Origin of the sequence: Citricoccus nitrophenolicus, from assembly GCF_047305825.1 — a bacterium.
In the GTDB taxonomy this organism is placed as follows: domain Bacteria; phylum Actinomycetota; class Actinomycetes; order Actinomycetales; family Micrococcaceae; genus Citricoccus; species Citricoccus nitrophenolicus.
Genome location: NZ_CP063070.1, coordinates 498,006 through 510,887, shown reverse-complemented (window position 1 = coordinate 510,887; position 12,882 = coordinate 498,006). Strand labels below are relative to the sequence as shown.

The 12,882-nt window shown below is 68.1% G+C and carries 10 protein-coding genes; 4 read left to right on the top strand and 6 right to left on the bottom strand.

What is annotated here, in order from left to right:
• Positions 1–37 precede the first annotated feature (37 nt).
• The 4 genes from IMT31_RS02345 to IMT31_RS02330 all read right to left on the bottom strand — a co-directional run bounded on the left by IMT31_RS02345 (position 38) and on the right by IMT31_RS02330 (position 5,303).
• Positions 38–397, bottom strand: a complete 360-nt coding sequence (locus tag IMT31_RS02345) for a hypothetical protein (protein ID WP_413543620.1) — start codon at positions 395–397, stop codon at positions 38–40.
• 3 nt (positions 398–400) lie between these two features.
• Positions 401–2,167 (bottom strand): 2-oxoglutarate dehydrogenase, E2 component, dihydrolipoamide succinyltransferase, encoded by a 1,767-nt coding sequence (sucB, locus tag IMT31_RS02340; RefSeq protein ID WP_413543619.1) that lies wholly within the window; start codon positions 2,165–2,167, stop codon positions 401–403.
• A 72-nt stretch (positions 2,168–2,239) separates the two neighbouring features.
• Positions 2,240–3,631 carry a dihydrolipoyl dehydrogenase gene (gene lpdA, locus IMT31_RS02335; protein ID WP_413543618.1) on the bottom strand — a complete coding sequence of 464 codons (1,392 nt, stop codon included), beginning with the start codon at positions 3,629–3,631 and terminating at the stop codon, positions 2,240–2,242.
• 97 nt (positions 3,632–3,728) lie between these two features.
• The gene (locus tag IMT31_RS02330) at positions 3,729–5,303 is read right to left on the bottom strand and encodes a leucyl aminopeptidase (protein WP_413544357.1); all 1,575 of its coding nucleotides are present in this window, start codon (positions 5,301–5,303) and stop codon (positions 3,729–3,731) included.
• A 158-nt stretch (positions 5,304–5,461) separates the two neighbouring features.
• Here IMT31_RS02330 and IMT31_RS02325 point away from each other — a divergent pair, with 158 nt between their 5' ends.
• The 3 genes from IMT31_RS02325 to IMT31_RS02315 all read left to right on the top strand — a co-directional run bounded on the left by IMT31_RS02325 (position 5,462) and on the right by IMT31_RS02315 (position 9,561).
• On the top strand, positions 5,462–6,496 hold the full coding sequence (locus tag IMT31_RS02325; RefSeq protein WP_413543617.1) for a proteasome assembly chaperone family protein: 1,035 nt from the start codon (positions 5,462–5,464) through the stop codon (positions 6,494–6,496).
• A 109-nt stretch (positions 6,497–6,605) separates the two neighbouring features.
• Complete coding sequence (locus IMT31_RS02320; protein ID WP_413543616.1) at positions 6,606–7,937, top strand: DUF4192 family protein; 1,332 nt, start codon at positions 6,606–6,608, stop codon at positions 7,935–7,937.
• A 337-nt stretch (positions 7,938–8,274) separates the two neighbouring features.
• On the top strand, positions 8,275–9,561 hold the full coding sequence (locus IMT31_RS02315) for an RNA polymerase sigma factor (RefSeq protein WP_413543615.1): 1,287 nt from the start codon (positions 8,275–8,277) through the stop codon (positions 9,559–9,561).
• A gap of 81 nt (positions 9,562–9,642) precedes the next feature.
• On the opposite strand, the gene IMT31_RS02310 is transcribed toward IMT31_RS02315, so the two are convergent.
• A complete protein-coding gene (locus IMT31_RS02310; protein ID WP_345356514.1) occupies positions 9,643–9,870 on the bottom strand; it encodes a hypothetical protein in 228 nt (75 codons plus the stop codon).
• A 316-nt stretch (positions 9,871–10,186) separates the two neighbouring features.
• On the opposite strand from IMT31_RS02310, the gene IMT31_RS02305 reads away from it, so the two are divergent.
• Positions 10,187–12,304: a DNA topoisomerase IV subunit B gene (locus IMT31_RS02305; RefSeq protein ID WP_345356516.1), complete on the top strand. Its 2,118-nt coding sequence runs from the start codon at positions 10,187–10,189 to the stop codon at positions 12,302–12,304.
• A gap of 38 nt (positions 12,305–12,342) precedes the next feature.
• On the opposite strand, the gene IMT31_RS02300 is transcribed toward IMT31_RS02305, so the two are convergent.
• The gene (locus IMT31_RS02300; protein ID WP_378109429.1) at positions 12,343–12,873 is read right to left on the bottom strand and encodes a hypothetical protein; all 531 of its coding nucleotides are present in this window, start codon (positions 12,871–12,873) and stop codon (positions 12,343–12,345) included.
• Positions 12,874–12,882 lie beyond the last annotated feature (9 nt).

Sequence of the window (12,882 nt, the reverse complement as noted above, 5' to 3'; positions counted from 1 at the left end):
CGGTCGGCCGCCGTTCTGCGGTGGGTGAAGCGGAAGGTCAGGAGAAGTCCTGCCACAACACGGCTACGAGGATGTTGATCAACGCCATGCCGCCCGTGGCGTGGGCCAGTCCGGTGGACACCGGCTCGCCCTTGTTCTCCTTGCGTCGGCCCAGCAGGGCGGTCACGAAGACGCTCAGCCCGATGACCAGCTTGACGCCGATCTTCGCGTGGTTCACCGGCCCGTCACCCATCTCGGCCAGGCCCGCCAGGAGCAGACCGGTGGCCAGTATGCCCCAGGTGCCGTACCACTGAGACACGGTGACGGTCGGGTTCTTGAAGTGCGCCAGCCATCCGCCGACTATCGCGGCGGCGGAGATGATGTGGATGGCGACGACGATCGCGGTCAGGACCTCCATGGACTAGAGGCCCAACTCGTGGGCGAACTCGCCGGCTTCCAGGCGTCCCTTGACGGTCTGCAGGAAGCGGCCGGCGTCCGCACCGTCCACGAGACGGTGATCGTAGGTCAGGCTCAGGTACATCATGTGGCGGATGGCGATGGTGTCATTGCCGTCCTGGTCCGTGATGACCATGGGGCGCTTGACGATGGTTCCCGTGCCGAGGATCGCCACGTTCGGCTGGTTGATGATCGGGGTGTCGAACAGGGCCCCGACCGAGCCGAAGTTGGTGATGGAGAAGGTCCCGCCGGACAACTCGTCCGGGGAGATCTTGTTGTTGCGGGTCCGGTCCGCCACATCGGCGATCTTCGCGGCGATCCCGGACAAGTTGAGCGAACCGGTGTCCTTGATGACCGGGACGAACAGACCCTTGTCGGTGTCCACCGCGATCGCGATGTCCTCGGAGTCGTGATAGGTGATCTCCGAGGTCTCCACGTTGAACTCGCCGTTCAGCTTCGGGTGCTGCTTCAGAGCCTCCGTGACAGCGAGCGTGATGAACGGCAGATAGGTCAGCTTGACGCCGTTCTTCTGCTGGAAGTCGCTCTTGGCCTTGCCACGAAGCGCCACGATGCGGGTCATGTCGATCTCGTGCACCTGGGTCAGCTGTGCGGAGATGTCCAGGGACTCGCGCATCCGCTTGGCGATCGTCTGCCGGATACGCGGAGCCTTCTCAGTGGTGCCGCGCTTGCCCGGGTCCACCGTGGAGGTGGCCGTCGGCGCAGGGGCCGCCGCCGAGGGGGCGGACGCCTCTGCCGGAGCGGTGGCACCGGACTGACGTGCCTTGGCGGCCTCAGCGGCCACCAGCACGTCCTGCTTGCGGATGCGGCCACCGACGCCGGTGCCGACGACCGTGGACAGGTCCACGTCGTTCTGCTGGGCCAGCCGGCGCACCAGCGGGGTGACGTAGCCTTCGCCCGGTGCCGCCGCCGCGGGTGCCGAGGCCTGCTGCTCCTCGGCTGCAGGCTTCTCGGCAGCCGGTTCCTGAGCCGGCTTCTCCTCGGACCGGTCCTCAGACTCCTCAGCGGGCTTCGCCTCAGCCTTCTCGGCAGGCTTCTCGGCAGGCTTCTCGGCCGCGGGGGCGGCCGCGCCGGAACCGACGAGGGCCAGGACGGCACCGACCTCCACGGTCTCGTCCTCCTGGACCTTGACCTCCACGAGCTTGCCGGCCACGGGAGACGGGATCTCGGTGTCCACCTTGTCGGTGGAGACCTCGAGCAGCGGCTCATCGACCTCGACGTCGTCGCCGATCTCCTTGAGCCAGCGCGTGATGGTGCCCTCGGTCACGGACTCACCCAGCGCGGGCAGGGTGACCTCCGTGGACTCACCGGCATCGGCGGAATCGCCCGCATCGGCGGCCGGGGCGGGCTCCTCCTGAGTGGACTCCTCCTGGGCGGGAGCCTCGGCAGCAGGCGCCTCCTCGGCGGCCTCCGGCTGCTCTTCCGGGGCGTCCGCCTCAGCAGCGGCCGGAGCGTCGTCGGACGAACCGGCGCCGGCGCCGGAGCCGATCTTGGCCAGCGGAGCGTCCACCTCGACGGTCTCGTCCTCCTGGACCAGGATCTCCTCGAGAACGCCGGCCACGGGGGACGGGATCTCGGTGTCCACCTTGTCGGTGGAGACTTCCACCAAGGGCTCGTCGACGGCGACCTCGTCGCCGACCTCCTTCAGCCAGCGGGTGACGGTGCCCTCGGTGACGGATTCACCCAGGGCCGGCAGGTTCACGGTTTCAGACATGGCGTCCCGTTTCTCCTCAAGTGCGTGCCGGCTTCCCGCCGGCCTGACGGTTGTGTAGTGGTCTCGGTGGTCTCAGCCGTGCAGCGGGTGGCCGTTGAGGGCCATCGCGGCTTCGCCGAGGGATTCGTTCTGGGTGGGGTGGGCGTGGACGAAGGCGGCCACATCCTCCGGGTAGGCCTCCCAGTTGACGATCAGCTGGGATTCGCCGATCTGTTCGCTGATGCGCTTGCCGATGCCGTGCACGCCGACGATCGGGCCGTTCTTCTGGCGCACCATCTTGATGATGCCGCCCGTGCCCAGGATGGAGGACTTGCCATTGCCGGCCAAGTTGTACGTGGTGGTCTCCACATTGGACTCGCCGAACTTCTCCTGGGCCTTCGGCTCCGAGTAGCCCACGGACATGATCTCGGGATCGGTGAAGGTCACCTTCGGGATGTTGATGTCCTCGACGATGATGGGGTTGTTCCCGGCGATCTCCTCGGCCACGAAATGGCCCTGCTGGTAGCCGCGGTGGGCCAACTGCACGCCGGGGACGATGTCACCGATCGCGTAGATGTTGCCCACCCCGGTGCCCACCCCGGTGTGCAGGCGTTCATTGGTGATCACGAAGCCCCGGTCCAGGGTGATTCCCTGGTCCTCGTAACCGAGTCCGGCCGTGACGGGGCCACGGCCCACGGCCACGAGGCAGATCTCCGCCGTGAACTCCTTGCCGTCCGCCAGGGTGACCTTGACACCGTCCCCGGTCTCCTCGACCTTCTCGAAGAAGGTACCGAGGTTGGACTTGATGCCCTTCTTCTTGAAGTCGCGCTCGAGGACCTTGATGATCTCCGGGTCCTCGTTCGGTACGAGGTGATCCAGCCCCTCGATGATGGTGACGTCCACTCCGAAGGAGTGCCAGGCCGAGGCGAACTCGGACCCGATGACGCCACCGCCCAGGATGATGGCGGACTTCGGGGTGCGGTCCAGTTGCAGGGCCTCCGTGGAGGTCATGATGTTGCCGCCGATCGGCAGGCCGAAGGTCTTGGACTCGGATCCGGAGGCCAGGATGATGTTCTTGCCGGTGTAGCGGGTCCCGTCCACCTCGATCTGGTTCTGGGAGACCAGCTTGCCCTCGCCCTCGATGACGTTGACCTTCTTCATCTTGAGCAGGCCGCTGAGACCCTTGAACTTGCCGGCGACGACCCCGTCCTTGAAATCGCGGACCCCGGCCATGTCGATGGACTCGAGAGTGGTGTTGATGCCGTACTTCGAGGACGTGCGGGCCTCATCGGCCAGCTCGGCGGCGTGCAGGTAGGCCTTCGTGGGGATGCACCCGGTGTGCAGGCAGGTGCCCCCCAGCTTGGCCTTCTCCACCAACCCGACGCTCAACCCGTACTGGACTGATCGGAGGGCGGCTGCGTAACCGGCGGATCCACCGCCGAGGATGAGAACGTCGAATTCCTGGGCGGTTGCCGTGTCGGCCACGATGGTGCTCCTCACAATCGGGTGCCGGGTTCTCCGTCACCCTTCGGGTTGGTGGTGATGCCTCGGTTTTACCTTAGCCGTACGGTGCCGCTGGCTTCTACTTCGAGCGCTGTGGGTCAGCGCGTCCCTCCAGGTAGGTCAACAGGGTCCGGACCATGACGCCGGTGGCCTCCTTGGGGGTGTAGCCGTAGGCGCCGGACTCGTTGAAGGAGGGGCCTGCGATGTCGAGGTGGGCCCAGGGCGTCGGTGCATCCTTCGCCTCGGCGGGCTCACGGCCGGCATCCACGAAGTCCCGCAGGAACGCGGCAGCCGTCAGCATGCCCCCGAACCGGTCGCCCACGTTGGAGATGTCCGCAATGCTCGAGTCCAGGGAGGCGCGCTGGTCCTCGGGGATCGGCATGGCCCAGGCCGCCTCACCGCTGTGGTCGGCGGCAGCCACGAGCTCGTCCCGCAGGGTCTCGGTGCCCATGACCCCGGTGGTCCGGCTGCCCAGCGCGATCATCTGCGCACCGGTCAGGGTGGCCACGTCGATCACCGCGTCCGGGGTCTCGTCCGTGGCGGCGACCAGGCCGTCCGCCATGACGAGGCGTCCCTCGGCATCCGTGTTCATGACCTCGACCGTCTTGCCGCCGTAGATCGTGATCACGTCCGAGGGGCGCTGGGCCGTGGCGGAGGGCATGTTCTCGGCCATGCACAGCCACCCGGTGATCCTGACGGGAAGCTCGAGCTCGGCCGCGGCGGCGATCACCGTGGCCACCGTGGCGGCACCGGTCATGTCCGACTTCATGGTGGTCATGGACGTCGGGGGCTTCAGGGACAGCCCGCCCGAATCGAACGTGATGCCCTTGCCGACCAACGCGATGTGCTGTGCGCGGCGGGAGCCCTTGGCGGGGGTGTACTCCAGCTTCACCAGACGCGGCGGGCGCGAGGAGCCCTTGCCCACGTTGAGCAGTCCGCCGAAGCCCTCCTTCTCGAGCTGCTTCTCGTCCCAGATGGTGACCTTCACGGGCAGCGACTGCACTGCCTCGGTCACCTCCTCGGCGAAGGATGCGGGATACAGATGGGACGGAGGGGTGTTGACGAGATCTCTGGTGGCCCGCACGGCACGGCCCACGGCCGCGGCCCGCTGCAGGACCGGGCCGGAAACCTTGGGCTTCAGGGAGGTCACGACGGCGGCGCCCTCCACCGGGTTCTTGGCCTTCTGCTGGGTCTCGGCAGAGCGGAAGGCGGTGAAGGTGTAGGCGGCCAGTGCGGCGCCCTCGGCCACCGCAGCCAGCAGCCCGGGGGTCTCGGCGGGCAGACCGAGGGTCACACCGGGGGTGCCGGCCAGATGCCGAACGGCGGCGCCCGCTGCACGGCGCAGGGCCTCCTCGGACACTCCGGCTCCGGGTTCCCCGGTGATCCTGCCAACGCCCGTCAGGACGAGCAGCGGGTACGGCAGCGGGTCCATCCCGGGGATGCGCACCACTTCATCGGAGGCACCCGAGACACCCAGGGCCTCGAGGGAGTCCGCCAGGGCCCGGGCTCCGGCGACGGGCAGCGGGTTGGGCAGCAGCACAGGACCCTCGTCTGTGGCGCAGACGCCGATCACCAGGGCCGAGGAGCCCTGCTGGCCGCGCTGGGATTGGGCTGCGCTGATGGCGGTCAGTACGGGGCTGAAGTCGTTGATCATGGGCACGGGGGCGGATCTCCTGATGTCGTTCGGGTGTGAACTGGTCTGCCACGATCCTATCCACGTCCGTCTGGAGGGCGTCCCACGGAATAGCCCGCGCCCGCAGTATGTTGGACTCCGCAAGACAGGCACGATCGTCAGGCACGGAAGGACGCACCATGCAGGACCCCACCACGCTGTTCACCCTCGAGCCGGCTGGCCGCGACCTGCTGGCCGGAGGATTCGACGGGGCCGCGCCGTTGCGTGGGCTGGGCATGCTGGCGGTCTTCGGGGGACACCTGAACGCGGGCCATCTGGCAGAACAGGTGCGGGACACCCTGGTGGACTCGCTGGAGCACAAGCTGTTGGCCAGCTTCGACGCCGACCAACTGATCGACTACCGGGCCCGCCGTCCACAGATCACCTTCGACGGCGAAAGGTTCCGGGACTACCAGTCGCCGCACCTCCAGCTGCGCCTGGTCTCCGATTCCCTGGGGCGCCCCTTCCTGCTGCTGTCCGGCCCCGAGCCGGACTACCAGTGGGAGCGTTTCGTGTCCTCTGTGCTGTTCCTCGTGGAGAAGCTCGACGTCAAGCTGGTGGCCTTGGTGGACGCCGTCCCCATGCCGGTACCCCATACCCGGCCTTTGGGCGTGACGGCCCATGGCAACCGGGACGAGCTGGTGGCCGGCCTGTCCACATGGAGCCCCCAGGCACGCATGGTCTCGGGCGTCAGCCAGTTGCTGGAGATGCGCCTGGATGAGGCGGGCCATGGCACCACCGGCTATACGCTGCACGTGCCGCATTACCTCGCCGAGGCGGCCTACCCGCAGGCCGCCGTGTCCGCACTGGAGTACGTGGGGGCCGCACTGGGGCTGATGCTTCCCACCGACGAGCTGCGTGAGCGCGGCCGCGAGGTGGATCGCGAGCTGGATCGCCAGACCGGCGCCTCGCATGAGGTCACCACCATGGTGGAGGGCCTGGAGAAGAACTTCGATCAGAACTCACCGGGCGCCGGCAGATCCCTGCTGGTGGGACCGGACGAGGAGGTGCCGGACGCGGAGGAGCTGGGCGCCGCCGTCGAGGAGTATCTGCAGAGCCAGCCCCGGCATGCGCAGGAGGTCGGCAGGGAAGGCGTCTCCGAGGCGCCCGATGACCAGCCGGGTGACGAGCCGGATGGCCGGCCGGATGAGGCAGACGCGGACCCGGAGGGCTGATAGGCCGGAGCGGACCGCACTCCTGCACAGGCCGCGACATGCCGGCACAGCCCCACAGCCCGTGATGGAGACGGTGTCGCCACCGCACACCAGGCGGAACCGTGGAGTCATGCAGACAGAACTCCCCGGCGACGCCGTCCTCCCCAGCCCGACTCCCCGTCCCACGGTCAAGGCCACAGACGTGGCGGATCTGATCAGCTACATCCACCACACCTTGGGGTTCCCGCCACGCAACAGCCTCACCGCCATCAGTCTGGCGGGGCGCAGCCTCGGCGCGGTCCTGCGCTGCGACTGGGACCGGGACGCCGTGGTGGCCTGGCCGGCCCACAGCTCCTATGCCCGGCAGTTCGCCGCCCATCTGGCCAGCGACCGACGCGCGGACGGGTGCGTGGCCGTGCTGTTCCGGGACGGCCCCTCCGACTCGGCAGCCGCCGGATCACACTCGGACCCAGCCGCCACAGAACCCCTCTCCGGGGAGCCCACCTCCGCCTCGGACCGCATGCTCGCAGTGGCCCTCGAGCGGGAGCTCGCCGAGGCCGGGCTGCCGTTGAAGGAGATGTGGCTGGTGACCCAGGGCCGGGCGTGGCACGTCGACTGCCCCCACCCCGCCGCCTGCCACGGCCACGGCACCTCGGTGGCCCTCGTGGAGACCAGCGTGATCAACGCCTCCCTGATCCTTGAGGGTTCCGTGGTCTCGGACGAGCCGCAGGGCAGTGGCCTGCCATCGCCCGCTCCGGACTTCTCCCCGGAACTGTTGGCCGCTGTGGTGCACGTTGCCGAGCTGGGGGTGCCCGCCCCGCGGCTCGACGACGATCCGGATGAACCGTTCGGCCCGTTCGGCCAGTACCTGCCCGGGGATTCGGAGGACGAGGAGTCAGAGGCCCTCTCTGACTGGCTCAAGGACTGGGATCGGGTCCTCACGGGCGGCACCCTGCCGGAGGGCCCCTATGCGAGGTCCCTGCTGGCCGCTGGCCTGATGCGGGTGACGTGGCGTGACTGCCTCCTCGCATCGGCATGCTTCTCCCTGGAACGGGCGGTCTCGGGTGCCGCCTGGCTGGGGACCGTTCCCTCGTCCGTGGCGGAGTCCCTGGGCACCGAGCCGCGTGAGGTCAATGGGGTGCTGTTCACCTCCGTCATCCTGGCAGCCAGTCGACGCGGCCCGGACTGGGAGCGCCTCGCCCACCTGTGGACCGCATGTGCGGGGCTCCTCCCCGAGGTCACGGGTCGGGCCGCCTCCGTCCTGCGGTGCCTCGCAGCGTGGGTCGAGTGGGCCCGTGGCCGCGGCTCCGCCGCCGGAAGGATCCTCGAGGAGTGCCGACTCGACGATCCCGAGTACTCCCTGGGTGAGTTGCTGGGGGAGATCGTGGACCGGGGGATGCTCTCCGGTTGGGCCGGACGGCGGGAGACAGCATGGTCCGCCACCTCGCGCTGGACCGGCTGAACATCGCTCTGCGGGCATCGTGTTCCGGCGCGCGGGAACCGAACTGGGACTCAGGGGCCGCCCGCCGTGGCATAATCAGCGGGGCTGACCCGGACCTCGCAGTCCACCTTCCTACCTCCCTCCACCACCGGCGAGCCCTTCGCCGGTGGTAGTTCGGCAGGACGGGAACAAATGCGCCGTCCGGGTCGTTGAGCACATCAAGACCCTGCGTCCGCGGGTCCGGAGAACACGGGAAGACCTCCCGTGGGGGCCGGGAGCAGTTCCCCGCGGATTTGACAGGGTCATAGTGGTGTTGACCGTCAGGGGCCCTCCGGGATGCCCGTACGAAAGGTAATGAGTGACTACTTCTTCCAAGAAGACCGAGACGCTAGGCAGCACGGCCGTCGAGGACGCCGTCACAGAGGACCAGGGGGCCGCCACGGCTCCCACGTCCGCTCGGAAGTCCGCCCCGACGCGCGCCACGAAGTCCACGGCGGCCAAGAAGTCCTCGGCCACGCCTGCCGCCTCGAAGAGCGGCCCGGCCACCGGTAAGATCGCCGCGACCCCGTCGGTGGCCGTGAAGGCCTCGAGCGAGGCCGAGGCTGAGTCCGAGGGCGAGGAGGGCGCCGAGCCCTCCACCACCGCGGAGAAGCCGGAGGAGGAGACGACCTCCGGTGGATTCGTGGTCTCCGACGCCGAGGACGACGCCCCGATCCAGCAGGTGGTCTCCGCCGGCGCGACGGCCGATCCGGTCAAGGACTACCTGAAGCAGATCGGCAAGGTGGCCCTGCTCAACGCCGAGCAGGAGGTTGACCTCGCCCTCCGCATCGAGGCCGGACTCTACGCCGAGCAGAAGATGAAGGACGCTCCCATCAAGGATGCCCGGCTGCGCCGGGACATGGAACTGGTGGTCGCAGACGGCCGTCGGGCCAAGAACCACCTGCTGGAGGCCAACCTGCGCCTCGTGGTGTCCCTCGCCAAGCGCTACACGGGACGCGGCATGCTCTTCCTGGACCTGATCCAGGAGGGGAACCTCGGCCTGATCCGTGCGGTGGAGAAGTTCGACTACACCAAGGGCTTCAAGTTCTCGACCTACGCCACGTGGTGGATCCGCCAGGCCATCACCCGAGCCATGGCGGACCAGGCACGCACCATCAGGATCCCCGTGCACATGGTGGAGGTCATCAACAAGCTGGCCCGTGTGCAGCGTCAGATGCTCCAGGACCTGGGCCGTGAGCCCACCCCGGAGGAGCTGGCCAAGGAGCTGGACATGACCCCGGAGAAGGTGGTCGAGGTCCAGAAGTACGGCCGTGAGCCCATCTCGCTGCACACCCCGCTGGGCGAGGACGGTGACTCCGAGTTCGGCGATCTGATCGAGGACTCCGAGGCCGTGGTGCCCGCCGACGCGGTGAGCTTCACCCTGTTGCAGGAACAGCTGCACTCCGTGCTGGACACCCTGGCGGAGCGTGAGGCCGGTGTGGTGGCCATGCGATACGGGCTGACCGACGGCCAGCCGAAGACCCTGGACGAGATCGGCAAGGTCTACGGCGTGACGCGCGAGCGCATCCGCCAGATAGAGTCCAAGACCATGTCCAAGCTGCGCCACCCCTCCCGTTCGCAGGTGCTGCGGGACTACCTGGACTGAGCCGAGAAGCCACCGTCCGGTGGCACAAGAAAGGCCCGGCACCCTGTGGGTGCCGGGCCTTTGCGCTCTCGCAGGACCTCGTCAGTCGGCGTCGACCGGCTGCTTCTCGTGGAGCTTGTCCGTCTCGTCCTGCCAGACGGTGGTCTGGGGGCGGAGGGTGTCCTCCACGGAGCGGGCGTGGTGGCCGCAGAAGAGCAGCTCTCCGCCGTTCGTCAGCACGGCCCGCACATAGGCCTGGGCCCCGCAACGGTCGCAACGGTCTGCGCCGGTCAGCACTGGCGAGTCAATCGTTGTGGCGGTGGTGGTCATGATGGCCTCCTCATCTGGTGCCCCTGATCCCTGGGATCGGTGGGACGTGACCGGGGGATCGGTACTGGTCGGGGTACTGCGTACACCTAGGGAACCACCATCTTGTCATCTTTGTTCGCAGCCACGGGGCGGAGGGCACCGTGTTCGCTGATTGCGTACCACCCCCCCGCGCCGGTGCGCGCGGCACCATCCATGCCCTCCCGGCGGGGTTCCGGCCCTTTGGCACCTGGGGCCGATAACCTGAAGGACGAGAAACCGCCACCTGGCGAGAACGGCCGGGGGCTCGGCCCGCCGTCCAGCGAAGTAAGGCAGACGCATGTCCAGCAGCAGTGAGTACAACGCCCGGCACCTCTCCGTGCTGGAAGGCTTGGAAGCCGTCCGGAAGCGACCCGGGATGTACATCGGGTCCACGGACTCGCGCGGACTGATGCACTGCCTGTGGGAGATCATCGACAATTCCGTGGACGAGGCCCTCGGAGGGTATGGACAGTCGATCGCCGTCACCCTGCATGCCGGCGGCGCCGTGGAGGTCGAGGACAACGGCCGGGGTATCCCGGTGGACATCGAGCCGAGGACCGGCCTGTCTGGCGTCGAGGTGGTCTTCACGAAGCTGCATGCCGGAGGCAAGTTCGGCGGCGGGTCATACGGAGCCTCTGGTGGACTGCACGGCGTGGGGGCCTCGGTGGTGAACGCCCTGTCCTCACGCTTGGACGTCCAGGTGTTCCGCGGCGGCAAGATCCACCAGCTGTCCTTCCACCGGGGCGAACCCGGCCAGTTCCAGGACTCCGGTGCCGCCCGGCCGGATGCCGCGTTCACCCCCTCCGCGAACCAGTCGCCCATGGAGATCGTGGGCAAGGCCAAGCGCGGCCAGACCGGGACCCGCGTGCGCTACTGGGCGGACGAGCAGATCTTCACCCCGGACGCCAAGTTCTCCTACGAGGACCTGCAGCAGCGGGCCCGCCAGACCGCCTACCTGATCCCGGGGCTGAAGATCACCCTGCGGGACGAGAGGCGGCTGCCCAACACGCCGGGGGAGTCCGGGCCGTATGAGGAGGTCTTCCACTATGACGGAGGCATCTCCGAGTTCGTGGACCATCTCTCCTCGGTCAGCCCGGTGACGGACGTGTGGCGGCTGCAGGGGGCCGGTTCCTTCACCGAGCGGGTGCCCGTACTGGGGGAGGACGGCCGCTCGGCCATGCAGGACGTGGAGCGCGAGTGCGCCGTGGACATCGCCCTGCGCTGGGACGTCGGCTACGACACCCACCTGCGGTCCTTCGTCAATATCATCGCCACGCCGAAGGGCGGTACCCACCAGTCGGGCTTCGAGCAGTCCCTGCTGAAGACCTTCCGCAAGACCGTGGAGGCCAACGCCCGCAAGCTCAAGGCTGGCACTGACAAGCTGGAGAAGGACGATGTGCTGGCGGGCATGACGGCCGTGTTGACCGTACGACTGGCCGAACCCCAGTTCGAGGGCCAGACCAAGGAGGTCCTGGGCACCTCGGCCGTCCGCCAGATCGTCGCCAAGGTGGTCGAGCAACAGCTCGGGGCGATCTTCAAGTCCACCAGGAAACACGAGAAGACGCAGGTCTCGGTGCTGTTGGAGAAGGTCGTCTCCGAGATGAAGTCCCGCATCTCAGCCCGGACCCACAAGGAGAACCAGCGGCGCAAGAACGCGCTCGAGACCTCCACCATGCCGGCCAAGCTCGCGGACTGCCGGTCCACGGACGTGGAGTCCTCCGAGTTGTTCATCGTGGAGGGGGACTCCGCCCTCGGCACGGCCAAGCTGGCCCGTTCCTCGGACTTCCAGGCGCTGTTCCCGATCCGGGGCAAGATCCTCAACGTGCAGAAGGCCTCCGTGGGGGACATGCTCTCCAACGCCGAGTGTGCCGCCCTGATCCAGGTGGTCGGCGGTGGGGCCGGCCGGAGCTTCGACCTCTCGGCGGCACGCTACGGCAAGGTGATCCTCATGACGGACGCGGACGTGGACGGCGCGCACATCCGCACGCTGTTGCTCACCCTGTTCTTCCGATACATGCGGCCGATGGTGGAGGAGGGACGCGTCTTCGCGGCCGTGCCCCCGCTGCACCGGGTCGAGATCATCCACTCAGGTTCGAAGGCCAATGAGGTGATCTACACCTATGCCGAGCAGGAGCTGCAACGGCTGTTGTCGAAGCTGGAACGGGACGGCAAGAACTACAAGGAGCCGATTCAGCGCTACAAGGGTCTGGGCGAGATGGACGCGGACCAGTTGGCGGACACCACCATGGACCCGCGCCAGCGCATGCTGCGCCGGGTCACCATCCCCGAGGCGGAGGAGGCCCTGCAACGGGCGGAGCAGGTCTTCGACCTGCTGATGGGCTCCAACGTGGCCCCGCGCAAGGACTTCATCATCACCGGAGCCCAGGACCTGGACCTCGAGCGCATCGACACCTGAGCAGGCTGTCGGGGCGGAGGACCCGCCGAGCGGCCCGGCTACGCGCCGGAACCGCCAGAACCACCGGTACCCCGGTCATCGAGAAGCCTCTCGAACATGAGCCGGCGGGGGCCGACGAACTCACGGTGGATGCGGTCCCGCCACGGGGTCGAGACGGCCGCACTCCAAGCCCCACCGCCCTGGACCTCTGCCCGGCTCAGGTCATAGCCCGCGAGATAGCGCGGCGATCCATCCGTCCGGTATCGACTGGCACGGACGGTCCCGGGGACCGCTGCCAATCCCGGCAGGTGCTCCTCGTCGAACCACCGGTTGAACTCGTCGTCCGTCTCGACGGGGACGTCCGTCTGTGAGGTGTAGTGCCAGCGCTGCTGTGGCCCTGCCACCGGGTCGCCGATCGTGTGCAACCTGAGCAGGCGGCGAATGCGGTACTCGAACCGCTCGCCGGCGCCGTCAGGGAGCATCTCGGTCAGGAGCACCGTGGGATCCTCGAACATCTCCCGGCCTCGTGCCCCCGTGGCCGGAACATACACCCAGGTCTCGTCCTGCGAGACAGCGGTGAGGATGTCCATCTCCACATC

Excerpts from the sequence above, each read along its gene's own strand:
- sucB (WP_413543619.1), bottom strand. The coding sequence starts at position 2,167 with ATGTCTGAAACCGTGAACCTGCCGGCCCTGGGTGAATCCGTCACCGAG.
- IMT31_RS02300 (WP_378109429.1), bottom strand. The coding sequence starts at position 12,873 with ATGGACATCCTCACCGCTGTCTCGCAGGACGAGACCTGGGTGTATGTT.
- IMT31_RS02320 (WP_413543616.1), top strand. The coding sequence starts at position 6,606 with ATGCAGACAGAACTCCCCGGCGACGCCGTCCTCCCCAGCCCGACTCCC.
- IMT31_RS02325 (WP_413543617.1), top strand. The coding sequence starts at position 5,462 with ATGCAGGACCCCACCACGCTGTTCACCCTCGAGCCGGCTGGCCGCGAC.
- IMT31_RS02345 (WP_413543620.1), bottom strand. The coding sequence starts at position 397 with ATGGAGGTCCTGACCGCGATCGTCGTCGCCATCCACATCATCTCCGCC.
- IMT31_RS02305 (WP_345356516.1), top strand. The coding sequence starts at position 10,187 with ATGTCCAGCAGCAGTGAGTACAACGCCCGGCACCTCTCCGTGCTGGAA.
- IMT31_RS02310 (WP_345356514.1), bottom strand. The coding sequence starts at position 9,870 with ATGACCACCACCGCCACAACGATTGACTCGCCAGTGCTGACCGGCGCA.
- IMT31_RS02330 (WP_413544357.1), bottom strand. The coding sequence starts at position 5,303 with ATGATCAACGACTTCAGCCCCGTACTGACCGCCATCAGCGCAGCCCAA.